At 65.0% G+C, this 21,855-nt stretch carries 19 protein-coding genes; 5 read left to right on the top strand and 14 right to left on the bottom strand.

Annotated elements, in window-relative coordinates:
• The first annotated feature begins 3 nt into the window (after positions 1–3).
• The gene (locus tag CHB69_RS05495) at positions 4–2,190 is read left to right on the top strand and encodes a TonB-dependent receptor (protein ID WP_089214980.1); all 2,187 of its coding nucleotides are present in this window, start codon (positions 4–6) and stop codon (positions 2,188–2,190) included.
• A 49-nt stretch (positions 2,191–2,239) separates the two neighbouring features.
• A complete protein-coding gene (locus CHB69_RS05500; RefSeq protein ID WP_170935447.1) occupies positions 2,240–2,710 on the top strand; it encodes a DUF3237 domain-containing protein in 471 nt (156 codons plus the stop codon).
• An 80-nt stretch (positions 2,711–2,790) separates the two neighbouring features.
• On the opposite strand, the gene CHB69_RS05505 is transcribed toward CHB69_RS05500, so the two are convergent.
• The 8 genes from CHB69_RS05505 to CHB69_RS05540 form a co-directional block, all read right to left on the bottom strand.
• Complete coding sequence (locus CHB69_RS05505; RefSeq protein WP_089214982.1) at positions 2,791–3,273, bottom strand: MarR family winged helix-turn-helix transcriptional regulator; 483 nt, start codon at positions 3,271–3,273, stop codon at positions 2,791–2,793.
• Positions 3,274–3,283: 10 nt separating this feature from the next.
• Complete coding sequence (locus tag CHB69_RS05510) at positions 3,284–3,862, bottom strand: NADPH-dependent FMN reductase (protein WP_089214983.1); 579 nt, start codon at positions 3,860–3,862, stop codon at positions 3,284–3,286.
• Positions 3,863–3,864: 2 nt separating this feature from the next.
• Positions 3,865–6,108 carry a TonB-dependent receptor gene (locus tag CHB69_RS05515; protein ID WP_089214984.1) on the bottom strand — a complete coding sequence of 748 codons (2,244 nt, stop codon included), beginning with the start codon at positions 6,106–6,108 and terminating at the stop codon, positions 3,865–3,867.
• 23 nt (positions 6,109–6,131) lie between these two features.
• Positions 6,132–7,853: a sulfatase family protein gene (locus tag CHB69_RS05520; protein ID WP_212541892.1), complete on the bottom strand. Its 1,722-nt coding sequence runs from the start codon at positions 7,851–7,853 to the stop codon at positions 6,132–6,134.
• A gap of 102 nt (positions 7,854–7,955) precedes the next feature.
• The gene (locus CHB69_RS05525; protein WP_089214986.1) at positions 7,956–9,230 is read right to left on the bottom strand and encodes an acyl-CoA dehydrogenase family protein; all 1,275 of its coding nucleotides are present in this window, start codon (positions 9,228–9,230) and stop codon (positions 7,956–7,958) included.
• A 79-nt stretch (positions 9,231–9,309) separates the two neighbouring features.
• On the bottom strand, positions 9,310–9,834 hold the full coding sequence (locus CHB69_RS05530; RefSeq protein WP_089214987.1) for a MarR family winged helix-turn-helix transcriptional regulator: 525 nt from the start codon (positions 9,832–9,834) through the stop codon (positions 9,310–9,312).
• 89 nt (positions 9,835–9,923) lie between these two features.
• Complete coding sequence (locus tag CHB69_RS05535; protein ID WP_212541893.1) at positions 9,924–11,126, bottom strand: alpha/beta fold hydrolase; 1,203 nt, start codon at positions 11,124–11,126, stop codon at positions 9,924–9,926.
• 20 nt (positions 11,127–11,146) lie between these two features.
• Positions 11,147–14,047 (bottom strand): TonB-dependent receptor domain-containing protein, encoded by a 2,901-nt coding sequence (locus CHB69_RS05540; RefSeq protein WP_089214988.1) that lies wholly within the window; start codon positions 14,045–14,047, stop codon positions 11,147–11,149.
• A 297-nt stretch (positions 14,048–14,344) separates the two neighbouring features.
• On the opposite strand from CHB69_RS05540, the gene CHB69_RS05545 reads away from it, so the two are divergent.
• On the top strand, positions 14,345–14,929 hold the full coding sequence (locus CHB69_RS05545; protein WP_141133920.1) for a TetR/AcrR family transcriptional regulator: 585 nt from the start codon (positions 14,345–14,347) through the stop codon (positions 14,927–14,929).
• Between the two features lie 68 nt (positions 14,930–14,997).
• A complete protein-coding gene (locus CHB69_RS05550) occupies positions 14,998–16,359 on the top strand; it encodes an amidohydrolase (RefSeq protein WP_245836554.1) in 1,362 nt (453 codons plus the stop codon).
• Between the two features lie 136 nt (positions 16,360–16,495).
• Here the strand turns inward: CHB69_RS05550 and CHB69_RS05555 are convergent, their stop codons facing one another.
• The 4 genes from CHB69_RS05555 to CHB69_RS05570 all read right to left on the bottom strand — a co-directional run bounded on the left by CHB69_RS05555 (position 16,496) and on the right by CHB69_RS05570 (position 19,454).
• Positions 16,496–17,236, bottom strand: coding sequence for an RES family NAD+ phosphorylase (locus CHB69_RS05555; RefSeq protein WP_089214990.1), 741 nt, complete (start codon positions 17,234–17,236; stop codon positions 16,496–16,498).
• Entirely contained in the window at positions 17,208–17,582 is a 375-nt protein-coding gene (locus CHB69_RS05560; RefSeq protein WP_089214991.1) for an MbcA/ParS/Xre antitoxin family protein, read from the bottom strand. Before CHB69_RS05560 ends, CHB69_RS05555 begins: the two co-directional genes overlap by 29 nt.
• Before the next feature lie 598 nt (positions 17,583–18,180).
• Positions 18,181–18,600 (bottom strand): DUF2147 domain-containing protein, encoded by a 420-nt coding sequence (locus CHB69_RS05565; RefSeq protein ID WP_089214992.1) that lies wholly within the window; start codon positions 18,598–18,600, stop codon positions 18,181–18,183.
• Positions 18,597–19,454 (bottom strand): metal-dependent hydrolase, encoded by an 858-nt coding sequence (locus CHB69_RS05570; protein ID WP_089214993.1) that lies wholly within the window; start codon positions 19,452–19,454, stop codon positions 18,597–18,599. Before CHB69_RS05570 ends, CHB69_RS05565 begins: the two co-directional genes overlap by 4 nt.
• 179 nt (positions 19,455–19,633) lie before the next feature.
• Between CHB69_RS05570 and CHB69_RS05575 the strand changes: the two genes are divergently transcribed.
• Positions 19,634–20,269, top strand: coding sequence for a TetR/AcrR family transcriptional regulator (locus CHB69_RS05575; protein ID WP_245836555.1), 636 nt, complete (start codon positions 19,634–19,636; stop codon positions 20,267–20,269).
• Here CHB69_RS05575 and CHB69_RS05580 read toward each other — a convergent pair.
• Positions 20,264–21,265, bottom strand: a complete 1,002-nt coding sequence (locus CHB69_RS05580) for a FecR family protein (RefSeq protein WP_089214995.1) — start codon at positions 21,263–21,265, stop codon at positions 20,264–20,266. The two genes, CHB69_RS05575 and CHB69_RS05580, sit on opposite strands and share 6 nt — an antisense overlap.
• Complete coding sequence (locus tag CHB69_RS05585) at positions 21,262–21,774, bottom strand: RNA polymerase sigma factor (RefSeq protein WP_170935448.1); 513 nt, start codon at positions 21,772–21,774, stop codon at positions 21,262–21,264. Before CHB69_RS05585 ends, CHB69_RS05580 begins: the two co-directional genes overlap by 4 nt.
• Positions 21,775–21,855 lie beyond the last annotated feature (81 nt).

The following is a 21,855-nucleotide window of genomic DNA, read 5'->3' on the forward strand; positions in this document are numbered from 1 at the left end:
GAGATGGCACAAATCGGAAGGACCCGGTCCGCCCTGTTTCTGACCGGAGCGGCGATCGCGGCTACGCCCGTCGCGGCGATCGCGCAGGACGCTGCCGAAGACATGAGCGGCGACATCATCGTCACCGCGCAGCGGCAGGAACAGCGACTTCAGGATGTCCCGGTGTCGGTCACAGCATTCGGCGCCGATCAGCTGCGCGAAAGCAGCATCGAAACCGTGCAGGACATTGCGACGCGGACGCCGGGCCTCGCGATCACCGCGGTCGATCCGATCAACACCAATTTCGCGATGCGCGGTATCGGCAGCGCACCGGGAATCAGCCAGAATGCCGGCGGCGATCCGTCGGTCGTCGTCTTCGTCGATGGCGTCTATGCCGGGCGCGGCGGCACCCCCGATCTCGATACGCTCGACCTCGAGCGGGTCGAGGTGCTGCGGGGGCCGCAAGGCACGCTGTTCGGCAAGAATGCGATCGGCGGTCTCGTCCAGTTCGTCAGCCGCAAACCTGACGACGAGACCAGCTTCTATTTCGACGGGACCTATGGCAACTATAGCCGCGTCGGCATAACCGCGCGGGGCAATCTGCCGCTCAGCGACAAAATCTTTCTGTCGGCGGGCGTCGCGCACAAGCAGCGCGACGGGTTCGAATATAATGAAACCACCGGCAATGACGTCAACGACCTCAACCTGACGACCGGCCGCCTCGCGCTGCGCTTCGTGCCGACCGACACGCTCGACATCATCCTGCGCGCCGATGTTTCGCATCAGGACCAGAAAGGCAATCCGCGCCACAATAATTGCGACGCGACCTTCGACGGCGGCATCCACTGCGTCGGCATCAACCCCGACCCGCGCGTCGTCGATGCCTATATCGACGGGCAGATCAAGCGGACGATCCAGACCTATTCGGCCGAGGTCAATCTGGACCTGCCGTTCGGCACGCTGACCTCGCTCACCGCGCTGCGCAAGGTGACGTTCGATTTCGTCACGCCCTTTTTCAGCAATCCGGTCAATCCGCCCGCGCAGATCGAGTCGACGAGCTTCGGCGACGAGGACGACAGCCAGTTCAGCCAGGAACTGCGCCTGTCGTTCGACGCATGGAACGGGCGGCTGAAGGGCCAGACCGGCCTCTATTTCCTCAAGGAGAACAACGACCGCGTCGAGGGCCAGATTCAGGATTTCCCGTCCCCCGCCATCTCGGGCACCGGCATCTATCCGCAATCGGTCAATGCCCGCAGCTTCGCGGTGTTCGGCCAGGTCGATGCGGAGATCGTGCCGTCGCTCACCGCCACGCTTGGTGCGCGCATGACGTGGGAGCGCAAGAGCGGCCGCTTCGCCGGTTTCAAGGTCGACGATGGCCCGGGCGTTCCGCCGCCGCTCGGTTCCGCCGACGGCTATGACGTGACGAGCAGCAAGAAGTGGAACGCCTTCACCCCGCGCTTCGCGCTCAACTGGAAGGCGAACGACGACGTGCTGCTCTATGCCTCGGTCGCGCGCGGCTACAAGAGTGGCGGCTATCAGGGGATTTCGGGCACCGCCGCCGGGGCTTCGACACCCTATGATCCCGAATTCGCCTGGAGCTATGAGGTCGGGGCCAAGACCGACTGGTTCGACCGCGCGCTGCGCGTCAATCTCGCGGCATTCCGCACCGATTATTCGGACCTGCAAATCTCGCAGCTGGTCCCGCTATGCTGCGTCGTCGTGACCAATGCGGCCAAGGCACGGATCAAGGGGTTCGAGATCGAAACGGTCGTGCGTCCGGCAGCTTGGCTCCAGCTCGACGGCAGCTATGCCTATCTCGACGCCAAATTCACCGAATATGCGATCCCCGGCCAGGATTATACGGGCAACCGGCTTCCGCGCTCGCCAAAGAACAAGGTCAATGTCGGCGGCCAGATCGAGGCGCCGGTCGGCGCGCTGGCGGCAAAGCTGCGCGTCGACTACAGCTGGGTGGACGACGCCTATTTCGAGGCGTCGAACATCCCGCAGCAGCTCTGGCCGGCGCATCAGAATCTCGATGCCCGGCTGTCGCTCGCGGGTCCCGACGACCAGTGGGAGCTGTCGGTTTGGGGCAAGAATCTGACCGACGAACTGGTGCCGACCTATGTCACCTATTTCGCGCCCTATCGCCAGATACTGACGCCCTATGCGCCGCCGCGCACCTATGGCGTGACCCTGGCGTTCAAGCTCTGACCAGCGCACGGCGGCTTCGCGTCGCCGCGGCCATATCGAAAGGATGACGATGCAGGAACCGGCTTTTCGCTATCTCTGTTCCTACCGCGCCGCTTTCACCGAGCCACAACAAATGGTCGGGCGCGCGCATTTCGGGCGCCGCATGATCGCCGCGCTGACCGGCGGGGAAGTTGAGGGCGAGCGGTTGCACGGCCGCGTGATGCCGAGCGGCGGCGACTGGGCGACGATCGACGACAGGGATACGCTGCGGCTCGACGCCCGCATCACGCTCGAAACGCATGACGGCGCGCTGATCTATGTGTCCTATCGCGGTGTCCTGCGCCCGCTATCGGTCGCGCACAAACATGCGCGCAACGGCGGGCCGCAGACCCCTGAAGAATGCGCCGAGGTCTATTTCCGTACCACGCCGATGTTCGAAACCGGAGATGAGCGCTATCTCTGGCTCAATGACATCGTCGCAGTCGGTCTCGGTGCCAGCATCGGCGGCGCGGTGCGTTACGACGTGTTCGAACTGCTGTAGGAGCCTCGTTTAGACCGGCGCATCGCCCGCTTATACCAGTTCGCCCCGACGCCGATATCCGGCGGTGGCGACCATCCCCCTCAGCAACGACTGGAAAACTCTTCCTCCGCCAGATTGGCGACGATGCGGAACAGAAGGCCGCGCAGCCGCTCCACCTCTTCGGGCGACAAACCGCGGGTCGCCGCTGCCTGCACCTCCCGCGTGACCGGCAGGAGCGTGCCGGCAAGAGCGCGCGCGTGCGGGGTCAGATAAACGAGCGTTTCGCGGCGGTCGCGGCGATTGACGCGGCGATGGATCAGCCCTTCCTTTTCCAGCCCGCGAAGCGCAACCGCCGTCGTCGCGTCCTGCATCACCAGCCGGCGGCTGAGCTCGTGCTGGCTGACGCCGTCCTCGCGCCACAATTGCCGCAGGAAAGGCCAGTGCCCGGCCGACACGCCATGCTCGCGCGTTTTCGCCTCGCGCAACATTGAAAAGGACCGAAAGACCAGGCGAGCGAGATAGCCGAGGCTGTCTTCGAAAGCCCAATAGGCGGCAGTGCGATCCGCTTTGCTGCTCGTCGGCATTGTCCGCTTCCTACGCCCGCGCGACCTCCATGACCGACCGCACCAGATCGGCCAGCAATCCGGCGAGCATGGGATCGGCGAGGCGCCCGCGCGCGTCGAAGGCGCGGTGCGCGTGCGGCACGCTGAGCTGCTCGGGCACGACGAGCGCCTGCACGGTCGTCAGGATATGGCGGAGCTGCGAAAGCCCCCGGAGACCGCCGAACGGGCTCGACGAAGCCGACACCAGCCCGAAAGCCTTGCGCCGGAATGCGCCATAGGTCTGTGGCGCCTCTCCACGGCTGGGGCACGACATCCAGTCGATCGCATTTTTGAGCATCGCCGTGACCGAGCCATTATGTTCGGGACTGGCGAGGATGACTCCCCCGTGGCTGCGAAACATCGCCTTGAGCGCGAGCGCTTCGGGCACCTCGTCGATCGTCAGCGCCTCGGCGCCGAACAGCGGTAGCGGATAATCGGATAGCGATAATCTGGTCGTCCGCAGCCCCAGATCGTTCGCAATGTCGGCGGCGCAGCCGATCAGCCGTTCGTTGAGCGATCCGGATCGAATGCCCCCCGCCATCAACAGCAGATCGCCCCGCGCCGCCGCCATGTTCAAAAATCCAGCGAGAGCTGCACCGTCACCATCCGCGGCGCGCCGACCATCGCCATATGGCTGTTGCCGCCGAACACCGGGGTATTGAAGCCCTGCGTCGTCGTGACCTTGTCGGTCAGGTTACGGCCGACGAGTGCTAGTTCCCACCGCCCGTCTTCGCGTCCGACCGCCAGCCGCGCGTCGAATTTGGTGAACGCACCCTGCGAGTTGAGCGGGTTCATGTCGGGCTGAAAGAAGGAGCGTGACTGGTGGTTCGCCGAAACATGCGCAAGCGCATAGAGGCGATCGGACACCGGATATCTGGCCTCGATGAAACCGCTCGCGGTCCACTCGGGCGCGCGCACGAGTCTCTCGCCGGCCAGATTGTTCGTCTGCGGCGTACAGGTCGGCGGAGCGTCATAGAGGCAGGCGCCGCCCGGATAATCCTTATAATGCGCGTCGAGATAGCCGAGGCTGCCGCCGATCCGCCAATAATCGCCGAGCCCGATGTCGGTGTCGACCTCCACCCCCTGCGCGATCGCCGAGGCAGCATTGCCGGTGACGAAGGCGGTGCCATTATATTCGGACACCTGAAGATTGCTGAAATTGGTGCGGAACAGCGCGACGTTCAGATTCCCCTTTCCATCGAGGAAGCGGAATTTTCCGCCGACCTCCCACGACCGCGCGCGCTCGGAATCATATTGGAAGGTCGCGATGCCGTTCTGGATATTATAGAGCAGCAGGGCGTCGTTGGAGACGAAGCCGCCGCCCTTGGTCCCCGTCGCATAGCTCAGATAGACATAGGCGTCGGGGCTGAATTCGTAACGCGCGCGCAGCGAATAGTCCCACAGGCTTTCCTTGCGCGTTTCGGTGAGGTCATAGGGCAGATAGGTCGGCGGAAAGACCCCGTCGTTGAACGAGCGGGCGCGCCCGGTCCGCTTTTCGTGCGAATAGCGCAGGCTGCCGCTGAGCATGATCTGCTCGCTGACCGGCACCTCGAGCGAGACGAAGGGCGACAGCGATTGCCCCGTCTGGTCGAACTGGCGCGTCGACAGGCCATTGAGCGGCGCAGGGCTGCCCGCGCTCGCCGCATTGAACAGCGACGCCTGCTGGACGTGCAGGTCGGTGTCGATATAGGTCAGGCCCGCGATGAACGCGCCGCCGTCGCCTATCGGGCGCTGCGCGCGCACTTCCTGGAACAGCGAACTCGATTCTTCGGTGATGTCCGATTCGAGGAAGGTCAGCGGCCCGTCATAATCCGAATTCACCCCGCCATCGAGGTCCTGCCACGCGGTCACCGAGGTGAAGGTCCAGTCGCCGACGTCGAGGTTCATCGTCAGCTCGGCCATCGTCGTGTCGGTGTCGTCATATTCGGGATTCACGGTCCGCGCGGCGCGGCGATAGCTCGGATATTCGGGGACTTCCTCCCCCGAATTGCGCACCGCGTCGCACAGCAGGCAGCCGGCATCGCCGATATAGTTGAACACCGTCGTGCCGCCGTCGATCCGGTTCGAGCCATGCTCGACCTTGACCAGCGCCTCGAAATTGTCGGTCGGCTCCCACAATATCTGGCCGCGCACCGCTTCATAACGCGATCCGTTTTCGTCGCGTCGCGTGATCGTGTTGCTCATCGTGTCGCCGATCGCGCCGACGCGGCCGGTCAGGCGGACGCTGAGCGTGTCCGATACGGGACCCGATACCGCGCCTTCGAGATTCCAGCCGCCGTGCTCGACCTCACCGCTCGCCCGCGCAAAGCCTTCGAAGTCGCGCGTCGGGCGGCGGGTGACGACGCTGATCGCGCCGGCGTTCGTATTCTTGCCGAACAGCGCACCCTGCGGCCCGCGCACCACCTCGACGCGCTCGATATCGAGCAGCGGGTTCTGGAAGGCGCGCGAACGGCTGAGATAGACGCCGTCGATGAACAGGCCGACCGATTGTTCGAACGACAGATTGCCCGTTCCGGCGCCGAGTCCGCGCATGGTGATCGCGAAATTGCCGTTGGTGCGGTCGATCTGGAGGTTGGGGACGCTGTCCTGCACGTCGTCGAACAGCAATATGCCCTGCTTTTCGATCTGGTCGCCGCCGACCACCGCGACCGAAATCGGCACTTCCTGAAGCGTCTGTTCGCGGCGCGTCGCGGTGACGATGATCGCTTCGGGATCATCGAGCGTCCGCGCGCCGGCCTTCTCCGCCTCCTGCGCGAGCGCAGGCGTCCCCAGGGCGAGCGCGAGCGCGCTCCCCCACAACAGTCTCGCAATGGTCATTTCCCTCTCCCCTACTGGATGGATCAGGTCAGCTTCAATGTCCTGTATTGCGAAGCCGGACCCGGATATTCGGCGCCATTATCTTCACCGATTTCGTCTGCAACGAGCGCATTGGTCTGGGCATTCAGTCGCTCGATCAGCATCTTGTGCGCGTCCGGCCGCCACGCGAGATTGTCGATCTCGTCGGGGTCGGTCGCAGTGTCGTAGAGTTCGAGGTCGTTATAGGCGACCAAGTCTTCCCAGCGCCGCGGCACATGGTGCTGCGCCGGCGCGAAATAGCGCGCGAACTTGTAGCGCCCGTCGTGAACGCCGCGATGCAGGCGGCGCAACATCAGGTCGTTTTCGGCGAGCGGCTTCGCCTCGGTCACGCCCGGCGCGACGTCGGGCGCGTTCCAGCCATAGCGCACGGCATAGTTGAACAATATCCCCGCCGCGTCGCGCCCGGTGCGCACCGTCGGCGTTGCGATCGCCGCCGACAGATCGTGCCCGACGAGCGCCGGATGCCGCTCGCGCCGCTCGGCGTCCGAAACCCCCGCCAGCGCCAGGATCGTCGGCACGAGGTCGACCGAACTGCCCAGCGCCTGCGTCGTCCGTCCGCCCGGCAGGTCGGGATGGACGACGATCAGCGGCACGCCGACATCCTCCTTGTAGATCGTCCCGCCCTTTTGCCGCATCCCGTGCGCGCCCGCGCGCTCGCCGTGATCGGACGTGAAGAGGATGATCGTATTGTCGAGCTCGCCCGACGCCGCGAGCGCGTCGAGCACCGTCTTCATATGGCGGTCGGCGTCGCGGACGCAGTTCAGATAATAGTTGAGGTTGCGGCGCCACACCGCCTCGTCGCCGTGCGGCATCTTGCCGTAAAAGGCATATTCGCTCGCGTTGATCGCGGCGTGCGCGCGCGGCTTGCGCGACAGATCGTCGGCGTAGAAGCTGCGCGGCAGATCGAAACCCCAGTCGCGGTCGTAAACCGGGTCGCCGGGCGCAGGCAGCAGCGGCGCGACGAGGTTGGGGCGCATCCGCGTCGCTTCGCCCTCGCCCGTCGCATCATAGAACATGATGTCGTGCGGATTGACGAAATTGACCGCCATGAACCACGGCGCATCCTCGCCGTCGTTGGCATAGGCGCGAAGCTGGCCGACCGCTTCGGCAGCGGTCACGCCGTCGTTGATGAAGCCCTCCCACGTCAGCCCGACGCGCTCGCCGTCGAAATTATACTGGCCGAAACCGAAGGGTTCGAGAACGTCGACCGTATTGGGAAAGATGCCCCCGGCGACCCCGCGGAAGTTCAGCCCCTTGTTGATGTTCGAAAGATGCCATTTGCCCTTGTAGGTCGTGCGATAGCCCGCCTGCCGCAGCATCGTGCCGATCGTCGGGATGGCGGGACTGAGTTCGGGATAGGGCGGCGAATTGGGGTTGGCATAGACGCCGGTATGCTGGGTGTGCAACCCCGTGTAGATGCTCGATCGCGACGGCCCGCAAGGCGTCGTGTTCACATGGAAACGATCGAACGACAGGCCCCGTTCGCGCAGCCAGTCGTGCGCTGGAAGCGGCAGCGACGCGGGAATGTCGGCGAGTGCGCGCTCCTGGTCGTTGACGATCAGCAGGATATTCGGCCGCCCTCGCCGCCTCCGCGGCTTTGCCGGCGCCGGTACGGCGGCCTCGGCAGACGCGGCCGGCGCCGCGACGATGGCGGCCGAACCCCCGGCGAGCAAGGTCCGCCGGTCCATTTCCATTCTCTCCCGCATCTTCGCGCCTCCCAAAAGCCGGACCGATGCATCTTCTTAGTATACTAAGATAATGCTCGCATCTATTTTTTGTCAAGCATCTTGCGTATTATTTCGCCGCGATCAGAACACGGGCGTGTTTGGCGGCAGCCCGATCAGCGAGCGGCCGAGCAATTCGGTCGCGGCATCGAAATCGTAAACGACGTGGCTCGCCATCACGTTGATGTCGCGCATCGCGCGCTGCAGCGGGCTCGACAGCATGTGCGCGCTCGACCCCGCGCCTTCGACGAGCAGGCGCACCGCGTCGCGGCAGAGATCCATCGCGAGCGCGACCTGCGCGCGCAGCGCGATACGGTCCTCATTGCTCACCAGCCCCGTACCCGCCGCTTCGGTGAGCGCGACGTTGCGGCGCCCGACGTCGCGCAGGATCATCTCGGCAGTCTGCGTCTTCGCCGCCGCCTCGCCTAGCCGCATGTGCGCCGACGCCTTTTCGACCTGCTTGACCGTGGTGCCCAGCATCGTGCGCACACCGATGCGCTCGCGGAAATTCTCGACCGCCGACCGTGCAACGCCGACCGCCGCGATCGCGGCGGTGATGGCGAGGAACGGCGTCATCGGCATCCGGTAAATCGGATTGTGCGCGTGGATCGTCGCGCCAGGTGCGCAGCCCATGCGCATCTCGCCCATGTCCATCACGCGATGCTCTGGGACGAAGATATCCTCGCAGCGAATGTCGTTGCTGCCCGTCCCGATCATCCCGTCGACGTGCCAGGTATCGAGAACCTCGACCTCGCCCGCCGGCACCGCCAGGAACAGCTGGCGCGGCGGATTTTCCCCCGGGATCATGCCGGTGATCATCACCCAGTCGGCGTGCATGATGCCCGTGCCCCATTTCCAGCGCCCGGTCAGCCGGTAGCCGCCGTCGACCGGCTGCGCGACGCCGGGGGGATTGGTCGCACCCGGCGCGATGATGTAGGGAAAATCGCCGCCGAAGGTTTCGTCCTGCAGCGTTTCGGGGAATTGCGCGAGCATCCAGTTATGCTCGACGCAAAAGGCGGTAACCCAGCCGGTCGAGGCGCAGCCCTCGGCGATCGGCAGCATCGCGTCGATGAAGCTGTCGATGTCGAATTCGAGCCCGCCATAGCGCCTGGGCACGAAGTGATAGAAGACCCCGGTCTTGCGGATCGCGTTCCACACCGCGTCGACCGGGCGCCGCAGCGCCTCGCACTCGGCGGCATGCGTCGCGACGAGCGGCTTGAGCGCAGTGGTCCGCCGCACCAGCTCCTCGGGAGTCAGCGCCGCGAGCTCCTCGCGCGACAGCCAGTCCTTCTCCTTGGGAATGCGCCGGTCGGCGAACGCCTCTTCGTCCGCCCGACGCGTCTGAACCGCTATATTCATGCCTCGTCTCTCCCAGCCGGCCCGAATCGGCCTGTCGAGACAAGAATAGTAAGAGGTCTAATTATGTCAAGAAACTTGACTAAAACTGATCGGCGGCGTGCCCGGTCGGTTGGTCGGCTTCGGCGTCCACGATCACCTCGGGCGGCACGGCGGGCGGATCGCCCCAGTCCATCCGCATCGCGTCGCGAAGGCCGTGATAGGCCGGCAGGCCGATGCGCTCGACGAGCTTGAGCTCGAGGTAGTGAAGGATTTTCGACGCCGCGCGCCGCGTCTCGTTCGCCTCCTCGGCGAAGCGCACGATACGCGCCCGGCGGTCGTCGGGGTCGGGCACGATTTCGACGATGCCGCGCGCTTCGAGTTCGCCGAGCATCAGGCTGATCGCCTGGCGCGTCACCCCCAGATTGCGCGCAATCCGCGTCGCGCGGTGCTCGCCGGCCGAGATATTCGCGATCAGCATCGACTGCGCGCGCGTCACATTGGGAATGCCCGCCTCCCTGAGCGCGGCCTGGAGCGCCTCGTCGAACCAATAGAGCGCGCTTAGCAGATTCATCATCAGATAGGGACTGTGCATCGACGGACCTTCGGCAGACCAGGTCAGCGGCATAATACGTCCGCGGCCGTCAGGGCAACCTGCGGCGAAGGCAAAGGGCGGCCGGCACAGCTTCCTGCCGAATGCGATGGCCGCCCCGAAGTTCAGTGATCGCCGCGAACCGCCCCGGCCGGCGAACAGGTAGCGGCGACAGGCTTGCCCGCGATCGCCTGGCGCGCGAATATTCGCGAGTCCGCAGAGGAGCGATTGAGCGTCGCCGAATGGTCGAGCCCGGGATAGACATGCGCCTCGATCGTCGAACCGGCGGCGCAGGCGCTTTCGACGAGGGCTCGCTGCATCGGCGCGGGGGTATCGACATCCTCGCTTCCCGTGCCGATGAACACCGGGGTAGTGATCTTGAGCGTCGGATAGCCGGCATGTTTCAGCACCGGTGCATAATAGCGCCAGAAATCGCCCTTGAAGCTGTTCGCACGCGTCAGCCCGGCATCGACCACCGCCTTGAACATATCGACCACGCAGGTGTCGGCCGCCTCGGCGAAAGCGGGCATCGCGCGGTCGGTCAGGACGGCCGCCGGGTCGTATTTCGGGTCGATCTGCTGCGCTGCCGAGGCGATATAAAGCAGATAGGCGATGATCCGGTCGACCTTGTCGGCCGCGTCGGGGTCGGTTCCGGCCGAGGCCGCCGCCGCGAGGTTCGGGATGCCGGTCGCGATCGTCCCGCGAACATCGACATCGGGCGCATAGTCGGGGGCATAGCCCGCCGTGGCGAAGGCCGCACCCGCGCCCTGCGACTGGCCGACGATCAACACCTTGCCCGACAGGCCGAAGCCGCCCCCCTGCACCGCACGGATCGCATCGAGCGTCGAATAGGCGGCGGCGCGGCTGTCGAGATAGGGATGCGGTCCCGGCGAGCCGAGTCCCTGATAGTCGGTCGCGACGACCGCATAGCCTTCAGCGAGCCAATGATTGAGATAGGTGCGGTCGCGCAGCGAACGGACGTTGCGCGACGGCGCGCAATCGTCGCCGATGCCGACGGTGCCATGCGCCCACGCGACGAGCGGCCAGCCGCCTTTCGGCGGGGCGCCCTGCGGCAGGAAGAGCGCACCGGTCACCTCGATCGCGCCCTGCCCCGCCACGCCGTCGGTCGAACCATAGCGGATCGCCAGCGCCCGCCCGGCCTCTTCGAGGCCGAGTTCGGGCGCGAGCGGCCGCGCATCGAGCAGCCGGCCCGGTGCGGCGGCGCTCGTCTCCGCCGCCAGCACCGTCTGCGCGGATACCGCGAACGGCACCGCCAACAGCCCGAATGCCGCGAGCATCGCAGCAGATCGCAACCGGTTCGCCATCATCCTCTCCTTCATCCCGTGCCTCAGAAGCGCGCCGTCGCCGACAGATAGTAGGTCCGGCCGAGCACATCATAGGTGCCCGCATCGGTGGTTCCGGGAACCCCGCTGACGACGGGGGGCGTCTTGTCGAACAGATTGTTGACCCCGAACCGCACGCTGAAGCGCTCGGCGGGATCGACGCGCAGCGACAGGTCGAAATAGTCATAGGCTTTCACGCCCGGCGTCGTGCTCGCGGCGTTGGTGACCATCGACGCATCGTCCATCGCGCCGATATGACGCCAGCGCAGCAACGCATTGAAGCTGTCGGTGCCGTAGGTGAACGACGTCGTCGAACGCCAGCGCGGCAGGGTGGTGCCCGATCCGATCGTGTCGGCGAAATCCTGGAAGGGCGAATCCGGCAGGTTCTGGATCTCGAACTTGTCGAGATAGTTGATCACCGACGAAATGCCGAAGCGTCCCGATCCGTCGCCGAGCCCGACGTCGGCGAGGCGCACCGACCAGTCGAGCTGGACGTCGACCCCCGCGGTGCGATAGCCGCCGAGGTTCAGATAGGGCTGGAGCGCATTGGTGATACCCCCGGTCCCCGCATCGCGACCGATCAGCGCGCAATAGAAATTCGCGGCGTCATAGCCCGGATTGCTGCCGTCGCCATTGAAGCATTTGTTGAGCGAGACCGACACCGGGATCACCGCGATCGCATCGTCGATCGCGATATTATAATAGTCGACCGACGCCCGAAAACCCGAGAGCCAGGGCGAAGCCGCGCGCGGCGAAAGCACCGCGCCGATCGTATAGGTGTCGGCCTTTTCGGGTTTCAGATTTTCGTTGCCCGACAGATAGGCGGCGACCTGCGCGACATTGTTGACGTAGACGTCGGCGATCGCGTCGGGCATCCCCTGCGCGACGCAGATGTCGCGCACGTCGGCGCCGTTGCTGCCGGTACGGAAACTGCTGCGGATATCACACGGGTCGCCGCCGCCGTTCGCGATCAGACCGATCGTCGGATAGAGGCCGGTGGTCGCGGTATAAAGCTCGCCGACATTGGGCGCGCGGATCGCGCGCTGATAGCCGCCGCGCAGCCGCACCCCGTCGGTCACGGTCCAGTCGACGTCGACCTTGTAAGTCGAGACCCCGCCGCTCTGCTTATAGTCCGAATAGCGATAGGCGAAGTCGAGGGTCAGGTCCTGCACCGCGAACATGTCGTGCAGCACCGGGACGAGCAGTTCGGCATAGCCCTCGATTGCGCGGGTCGAACCCGCGGTCGGCGACGTGCGCGCGATCGCGACGACATTGCCCGTCACCTGTTGCGGGTCGGGATCGAAGCTGAACTCGTTGCGGCGATAGCCCGCGCCGACCGCGAAGCGCATTTCGCCTGCGGGAAGCTGCGCCAGCCCGCCCTGGATATTGAGTTCGACCACGTCCTGCTTCGTTTCGGTGCGGTTGCGCGTCACCCCGCTGATATAGGCGACGCATTCGGGTGAATTGGTCGCGCTGAACGGATCATAGCCGCCTGCGCAGATCGACGCGCCGCCGTCGGCCGCCGACACGAGCGTCTGCACGCGGTCGGTAAAGACCGACCCGTTCGCAATATCGTCGACGACGCTCTTGCCGGTCGAACCGTAAAGCTCCCAGCTGATGCCGCTGTCGCCGAACTTGCCCGACGCGCCGCCGAGCAGCTGCCAGGTCGTCGCTTCGTGATCGGTGCGGCGCGGCCCCACTTCACTGTAGCGCTTGGTCACCACGACCGGCGCCGCCGGATTGGCGCGCGCGTCGATCAGCGGGCGCAGCGCATCGGGGATGAAGGGGCTCGTGACCGGAACGCGCATCGTCCACAGCCCGGCGTTGGGCGCGGCGTCGGCGATCGTCGTCGACGTATAGTCGGTATAAAGGCCCTGCACGAACAGCGTCAGACTGTCCGACGCTTCAAAGGTCGCGCGGCCGAAGGTTGAAATACGCTCGAGCGGGATTTGCGAATAGGTGAGCTGCGGCGTCGCGAGCAGCGCGGTCCCGGTGTTCAGCACATAGGGAATATCGTCGCGGTAGTTGTAAACGCCGCGACCGGTCGAAAAGAGCGTGCCGTCGGGATTGATGCCGATCGACGAACTCGCCGGGACCGAACCCGGCGCGACGCCATAGGCGGCGAAGGCGGCATCGACCGCCGCCTGGTCGGGGGCGTTGGCGCCGGGGGTGAAGAGACCTAGGGGGATGGTGCTCGATACACCGCGGTTCTCGCGGAAAAAGGCACGCGAATTGATGTTGATTGCGTCACGGTCGGTGTAGGAGACCCCCGCCGTCACCCGCCCGCGCCCGTCGGCGAAGCGCGTGCCCGCGCCGAGCGATATTTCGCGAATGCCGCCGTCGCCCCGGCTCGTGATCGTGTTCTGCCCCGAAATTTCAACGCCGTCGATCTGGCGCAGCTTGAAATTGACCACGCCCGAAATCGCATCCGATCCATAAACGGCGGAGGCGCCGCCGCTGATGATCTCGGTCCCGCCGATCAGGATCGTCGGCAAGGTGTTGATGTCGATGACCTGGCTCGAATTGGAGGGCTGCAGGCGCCGCCCGTCGAGCAGCACGAGATTGCGCTGAGCGCCGAGGCCGCGCAGGTTGAGCGTCGCCTGTCCCGTCGAATTGAGATCGTTCGAAAAGGCGGTCGAATCGGCTGTGAACTGGGGAAGCTGGTTGAGCGCGCCTTCGAGCGTGACGCTGCCGGTCGCGGACACCGCGTCGCTGCCCAGCGTGACGATCGGACTCGACGCCTCGAAATCACGCCGCGAAATGCGCGATCCGGTGACGACGATCTCCTGCGCCGGCGCTGCTGCGGCGGCTTCGCCGTCCGATTCGTCCTGCGCCGATGCCGGCGCACTCAAAAGCGAAATGACCGAGGCCGAAATGGCGAGCGTCAGCTTGCGATTGTCCAACATTTTCAAGAAATCTTCCCCTTTTGCCCTGGCGCGGCGGCGACGCGGACGATCGGCCCGAAGCGCCGCCTCATTATCTGTCGTCGCCCCTTAAAATTACGATACAATCATGCATCGAAATTGGCCCTTGGCGCAAAATGGGTTCGCCTGTCAATCGCCGCCTGGCGGCCCCCGCGAACCGCGCGGCGATCGCGTCGAGGTCGAAACGCTTGACCCTGCATCATATTTCGATACATATTTGTATCGTATTTATTTGCTGTCGCATGCGGCGACCCGTTGGGGCATGAGGAACGGGGCAAGATGGACGTCATTATCTTGGGCGATGAAAAGGAAACGGCGGTCGGGCGGCCGCGGCAGGCCGATCTCGACGAGCGCATCAAGCTCAGCGCCGTCGCGCTGCTGGGCGAGGAAGGCTTTGCCGGGCTGTCGGTCAACCGCATATGCCAGCGCGCCGGGGTTCCGCGCCCGACCTTCTATCGCCGCTGGCCGTCCGCGGTCGCGGCGCTGGTCGACGCCTTCAACGACCGCTTCCATGATGCGCTGCTTGTCGACACCGGCGATGCGAAAGCCGATTTGCTGGCGTTCGCGACCAGCGTGCGCAACCGCTATGACGATCCCGTCGTCAGCGTCTGCCTGCCCGCGATCTACGAAGCGCGGCGCCGCGAACCGGCGCTTATCGCACCGATCATGGAGGCGCAGCGGGCGCGCCGCCGGTCCAACGTCGCGACGCTCGAGCGCGCGCTGAAGGAACAGCGGATCGAACCCGTTCTCGGCCCGTTCGAGATTCTCTTCACGCTGACCGCCGCGATCGACCAGGGCTATCTCGCCGGCCGGCCGCTCGCCGACGATTTCCTCGACCGCCTTGTCACCGTAGCGCTGCGATAATCCGGCGGCCGACCCGCGCCGATGGTTTTCCGAGCCGGCGCCCCGTTCCCAGCAAGAAGGACATGAGAATGATGCACAGGAAGCTGCTGACGCTGACCACCGCGCTGATCGCCCTGCCGGCGCTCGCCCAGGCGCCGGACGGCGCGCCGCCCGCCGCCTTCGACGTCGCCGCAGCGAAAGCGCGGATCAACGCGACGCTCGACCGGCAATATCCGCATCTCGACGCGCTCTACAAGGATCTTCACGCGCATCCCGAGGTCGGCTTTCAGGAGACGCGGACCGCGGCGCTGCTGGCCGGCGAGATGCGCAAGCTCGGCTTCACGGTCACCGAAAAGGTCGGCAAGACCGGCATCGTCGCGATCTACAGGAATGGCGATGGCCCGACCGTGCTCGTGCGTACCGAACTCGATGCGCTGCCGATGGAGGAAAAGACTGGCCTGCCCTATGCCAGCCGCGCGCAGCAGGAGGTCAACGGCGAACTCAGCTATGTCGCGCACAGCTGCGGCCACGACAGCCATATGGCCTGGTGGGTCGGCACCGCCGCCGCGCTCGTCGCGATGAAGGATCAATGGCACGGCACGCTGATGTTCATCGGCCAGCCGTCCGAAGAGACGGTCAGCGGCGCCGAAGCGATGATCGCCGACGGCCTGTTCACCCGCTGGCCCAAGCCCGATTTCGGCTTTGCCGCGCATGTCGCGCCGATGCCGGTCGGAACGGTGCTGGTGAAGGACGGCGTCGTCAGCTCGGCCTCCGACGCGATCCACATCACCTTCCACGGCGTCGGCGCGCACGGATCAATGCCCGACAAGAGCATCGACCCCGTGATGATGGGCAGCCGCTTCGTCACCGACGTCCAGTCGATCATCAGCCGCGAAAAGGACCCCAAGGCGTTCGGCGTCATCACCGTCGGCAGCTTCGTCGCCGGAACGGCGAACAACATCATCCCCGATCACGCCGATCTGAAGCTGACGCTGCGCTCGCACGACGATGCGACGCGCAAATTGCTCGTCGAGGGCGTGGAGCGCACCGCGCGCGCGGTTGCCGAGATGGCGCATGCCCCCGCGCCGACGATCGAACATCCCAACGGCACCAATGCGGTCCACAATGACGCAGCGCTTTCGGCGCGGTCGGCGGCGGTCCTGAAGACCGCCTTTGGCAAGGACGTTCTGTTCGTGCCCGCGAGCGAGGCCGGCGGCAACGCCAGCGAGGATTTCTCCGAGTTCATCGACGCCGGCGTGCCCTCGGTCTTTTACGCGATCGGCGGCTATGACCCCGCGATGATTGCCCGCTACAAGGCGGACGGAAAGCCGCTGCCGGTCAACCACTCGCCCTTTTTCGCCCCGGTGCCCGAGCCGACGATCAAACGCGGGGCCGAAACGCTGGCACTGTCGGTCCTGATGGCGATGGCAGGCGACGAGCAAGAGAAATAGCCGGACCATCGGCGGGCTTCGAAGGAAGCCCGCCGATGGTTCGAAACGCCGCAAAGGCGCCTCGTGGACCTGCTGTTCGCCTTGTGCTCGAAGCGATTGGCGTCGGTTCCGGCGCCGGGATGGCTGCGGCTTTCCGCTACAGGCCGAAATCCTCGTTCCGGAACGCAAAGCGCTCGCGCGAAGGAAAGGCCGCATAGGCGGTCATTTCGCCGCGCTCGAACCGGAAATGCCACGTCTGCGCATTTTTGGGTACAGGGCCTTGAAAGACCGCCGGATCGAAAAGCGCGACATTGGCGCGGTGCTCTGGATCGCGCACCGATGCGTAGCGGATCGCCTGGGTGCCGATGGTCCGGGCTTCGGCCGCGAAAGCCTGGCAGGCCGAATAATCGCCGGGGTCCATCCACAGCGCCTTCGCTGCATCATAGGGCGGCGCGCAAAGATCGAGCAGCCGTTCGATCGCGACCGTCACGCTGATCGCCGTATGCTCGACGATAGAGGCCGGCGGCTGGAAGCCCGGCGAGCGCGAATAGAAGCGCAGCCGCCAGTATGCGGTCTCGGCGAGCGCGGTCGCGACCGTTTCGGCCGCATAGAAGATGCCGGGCTTTTCCCCGGCCTTGCGAAAGCGCGAACTGCTCTTGTGTCCGTAGCGAAACGGCGTCGCGAGCAGGTAATGGAGATGCCGTGCGGCGACGGGCTGTACCGGCTTCACCTCTTCGACGAGTTGTTCGAGCAACGCCTGATCGTCGCCCCCCGACGCGAGCCGGTTCGTCGAGATCCGGTGCTGCGCCTCGACGATCCGCCAGAGCTTGCCGCGATAGTCGCGAAACGTCTCGGCCTTGGGCGTGCGATCAGACTCGGGCGCGATAGTCATCGACATAGTCGGCGACGTCGCCGAGGCCGCGGATCGTTCGAATGAGATCGATCGGCCGACCGCCAAGATCGAGATTTTCGGCCTTTAGCCAGGACATTGAGGCTGCATCGTCGCTGCCCATCAGCGCGTCGAGGCTACGGAACAACCGCACGAGAAACTGGCCGAGTTCGAAGGCCTTGTCAGGCCTTTCGAGCCGATAGCTGCCCGAACGAAGCCGCGAGGCCGTGGCGGCCGAAATGCCGAGCACCAGACCCAACTGCTCGTTTGTGAACTTCCAGCAGGCGGCCACGCGGGCGACAGCTTCCGAAAGCACCCGCCCCTGATCGACGGCGGAAGCATATTGTGTGGCCATATCATTCTCCTGAACAAATGATAGAAATGTCATTCATAGTAACGGAACGAGGGTTTCACAAGAGTAGATGCCTCCCGTCCAACACAAGATGCCCGTCGCCGCCAAGCCGTGCCACCGCCCGGTTCCGGAAAGGCGTGGTTTTCGAAACCGGCGAGCCATTGACGCGCATAGTTGCAGCCGCAGAAGCCAATATGCCCCGCTTGCTTGTCGACCTTCAGGAATAGCCCAACCCAGTCCGGTAGGTGCCAGGATTGGCCAAGGCAGCCTTGATTGCCAAAGCTGTTAGCTTTTTCGTATGATTGATCGACGTCCCTTCATAGTTTTTTGCTGCGCTGCAGTGAACCGAAATGGATGAAAAAGGACCGAACCTTGCGATGATACGCCAGGTTTTCTGCCACTTCTTGGGATTGGATGTCCCCGAAAGGTGGATGGTGGCAGGCGAACATCGCCGCGTCGCGCCAGTTCCGCTGTTGTCCTGAGCGCGATGGGAAAATCTTTCTGCACATCGAGGCGCCCCGCCTCAGCCGATCTCGACCGGACATCGACCAATGCCTCGTGAAGCATAGCCTGCCGACACGGCCGGATTGGCCGCCAAATGCTATTGCGCGCGCGTCCATGTCTTGGTGCGACAGAAAATGGCGATGCAACCCGTCACCTTGAGCTTGCCGTCAGCGAGCAGCCTGAGGCGGCCACTATCCGCACCGTCGCCGCTTTCCGGATCGTAGACCGGCCCGCCCTCCCATTCGGATGGCCCCCCGCGAAAATTCCGGAGGACGACAAGACCTTTCAGGCGGCGCTGGCGCAGCTTGGGGTCGGCGTTGCGAACGTCGCGCAGGTCGGGGTTCGCGCGAAGCCGACGCGCATCGACGAGCTTGCCACACAGCGCCTTTCCACAGCGGTAGATTTCGACGCGGCCACCTTCGCTTCCTGTCGCCCAGACACCGGTAATATCCGCCGCCCAAGCCGGGGAAGACAGCATGGACAAGCCGAACGCGCAAAGAAGGTAGCGGGACTTCATGCGGCGGCCTCCCGCACCGGGGGTGCATCGAGCAGCGCAAGCGCTTCGGCAAGGAGCGGACGGTCGTCATGCTGCCACGGGTGGAAACCAGGTCGCCAGTAACCCATGACGCCCTTGAGCAGCCGGCGCATCAGTCCCTCGCGGCCGTAGAGATAGGAGAGCAGCCCGTACCAGGTTCGCCAGTCGTTGCGACCGTCCTGCCGGAGGAGATCGGCGGTGTTGCGGAAGATGACGTAGTGGAAGCGCAGCGCCGTGACGCCCATCACGGTCGATCGCTTCAGCCAGCGGCGCAGCGGCGTCATGTAGCGCGCAGCATGAAGATAGGTATCGAAAGCAACTGCCTTGTGCTCGATCTCCTCGATCGCGTGCCAGCGCCACAGGCGCCGCGCTTCCTCGGTGGCCCCGTCGAGATGTGCAGGGCTTGCGAGCGCATCATGGGCGAGCGTTGCCGTGAAATGTTCTAGTGCGCAGGTCGCGGCGAGTTGCTGGATCGGTGAGCGCCGCCGCGCCCAGGCGATGGTTCGGCGCGCCCGCTCCTCGAGCGGCCGGATATCAAAGCCGGCATCCTCGGCCTGACGATTGAAGACGACATGTTCGCGCGAATGCATAGATTCCTGATAGAGGAAATCGTCGATCTGGCCGCGAAGCGGCTGCGGCGCATCGGCGCGGTAATGACGAACCGAAGTCATGAAAAACTTCTCGCCGACCGGAAAGGTCGACGACAGGGCATTGAAGAAAGCCGTGCGTCCCGGGTCATTGCTGTGCCACCAGCGCGGTGGGGCTTCGTCACGACCGAACTTCAGGTCGCGCTTTTCGATCCTTAGATCGCGGGGGGTTGGGGTCTGCAACGCCATAGACGGTCTCCTGCGAATCAACTTACATTTACATCAATGTTTATATATATCTCTGCCGCTCACTGCAACAGCTTCCAAAACACTGATCTAGAAAGATTTTCCTCGATCCTCCTCCGCCCCTGTTGCATTTGAACGGGTTGAGCTAAGGCCGAAAGGGAGGCCATAGTGGGAGCAAGACCATGCCGCGGATGTACAAGCCGGCGCGCGCGGGACCGAAGCGGCGCAAACGGACCGGCGACGAAGTGCGCGAGGAAGGACTGGCGGCAGCGCGCCAGCTCCTGCTCGAAGGCGGCCCGGGTGCGGTGACGCTCGCCAATGTCGGCGACGCGATCGGTATGTCGCATGCCAATGTGCTCCATCATTTTGGATCTGCCGCGGGACTCCAATCGGCGCTTATGGGGTCGATGATCGACGATCTGACCGCGGCGCTCGGGAATGTCGTCGATCTGCTCGAAACCGATCAGGCGGCGCCGCGGACGATCGCCGACCATGTCTTTGACGCTTTCGACCAAGGCGGTGCGGGTCCGCTGGCCGCGTGGATCGTGCTCTCGGGCGACGTCGCGCGGCTCGAGCCGATCCGCGAGTCGGTACAGGCGCTGGTCGCGGCGATCGTTGGTCAATCGAAAGACGCCGGCGCCCCCGAGCGGATCAGCGCGGCGGTGCTGATGATGGCGGTGAGCGCCTTCGGCGATGCGGTGATCGGGCCACATCTTCGCCCGATGCTGGGCCAGGATGACGACGCGATGCGCGATCTCGTCGCGCGCTTCCTGCCCTTGTTCCTGACGAGCGACTTCCTGTCGCCCGCAAGCTCATGACGAGGCGGGGCCTTCGGAAAGGATGATCGCGTCGCCCGAGGCCGAAACACGGTGGGCGATGCCGTTGAGTTCGATCGCCTTCACAAAGCCCTCGACATCACCCGCCTTGAAGACCCCGACGATCTTGCGGTCGGGGACCCGTCCACCGGCGAAGGTCAGCTTGCGGCTAGAATAGCGGTTCACTTCGGCGACCGCTTCGGCAAGCGCATCGTTCATGAAGACAAGGCGCCCCTCGGTCCAGCTCGTTTCCTTGCTGACATCGACGCGGCGCAGCGTCCAGTTGCGGTCCGCGCCGATCGTGAGCTGGCGCCCAGGCACCATGTCGGTACTATTCCCCGAACCCGAAGTGGTTTCCTCGACGCGCACCTTGCCTTCGGCCAGCACGACGACGACATCGCCGCCCTCGATGCTCACCTCGAACGCGGTACCGACCGCGCGCACGCTCTTGCCGCCCGCATGAACAAAAAAGGGCCGCGACTTGTCGTGCGCGACGCGGAAAAAGGCCCGCCCGCCGATCAGCTCGGCGAGGCGCTCGTGCGGTGCCTGCCGGAACCGGAGATCGGTTTCGGAATCGAGCGTCACGACCGTGCCGTCCGGCAAGGTGATGGTGCTCCGCTGACCGAGTTCGGTCCGGAACGACTGCGCAAGCTGCGCCGGCTCGGCCCGAAAATAGGGTGCCAGCGCCAATCCCGCCGCGACCAACAGAATGATCGATGCCGCAAGGGCCAGCGCACGCCACCCTCGCCGTGCGACGCCAGCGGCGACCGACAGATCCTTGCGCGGCACGCGGAGCGCGGGATCGTCCGCCGCGGCGCCGGCGATCGACCAGGCTCTTTCGACGCCGCGATAGAGTTCGCGATGCAGATCGGATCGGCCGAGCCATTCGTGGAAACGGCTTTCATCGTCGAGCGTCATGTCGCCCGCCAAGTGGAGGTTGAACCAGTGCGCGGCTTCGGATCGCAAGGCCGCGCGGCCGACGTGATCGGCGCCGCTCATTGCCCCACCTCCATATCCTCGGCGATGCGGACGAGCGCGCGGTGCATCAGCTCCTTCACCGACTCCTTCGTTATGCCCATGCGCTGCGCGATTGCCTGATAGGTCAGATGCTCGAAGCGGTGGAGCTCGAACGCCTCACGCGCGCGCGGCGGCAGGTTGACGATCGCCTCGACGACGCGGCGATATTCGTCCTGTCCGATCGCGATGCGCTCGGGCGAGAGCGGGTCCGACGTCGGCGCTTCCGCGGCCCATTTTTCCCGCGCGGCGGCGTTGCTTCGCGCGCGTTGGCGGTAAGCGTCGATCAGGACATTGCGCGCGGTCGCGAACAGATAGCCTTCGACATTGTCGATCGGCGCGGAGAACTTGGCCGCCTGCAGCCGCAAGAACACATCCTGGACCAGGTCATCGACATCGGCCTCGCTCGCGCGGCGACGGAAATAGCGGCGCAGGCCCGGGCCATAGGCGCTGACCCACGCTTCGATGTCGCTATCGGGCCGCGATGCCGGCATGGTCAGATATGGTCCCTCGAGGCCAAGCATCGCCTGTCACGCGTCCCGTAAAGCTCCATCTCGCCCAACACCCTGCCCATT

It is taken from the genome of Sphingopyxis indica (genome assembly GCF_900188185.1).
Taxonomy (GTDB): domain Bacteria; phylum Pseudomonadota; class Alphaproteobacteria; order Sphingomonadales; family Sphingomonadaceae; genus Sphingopyxis; species Sphingopyxis indica.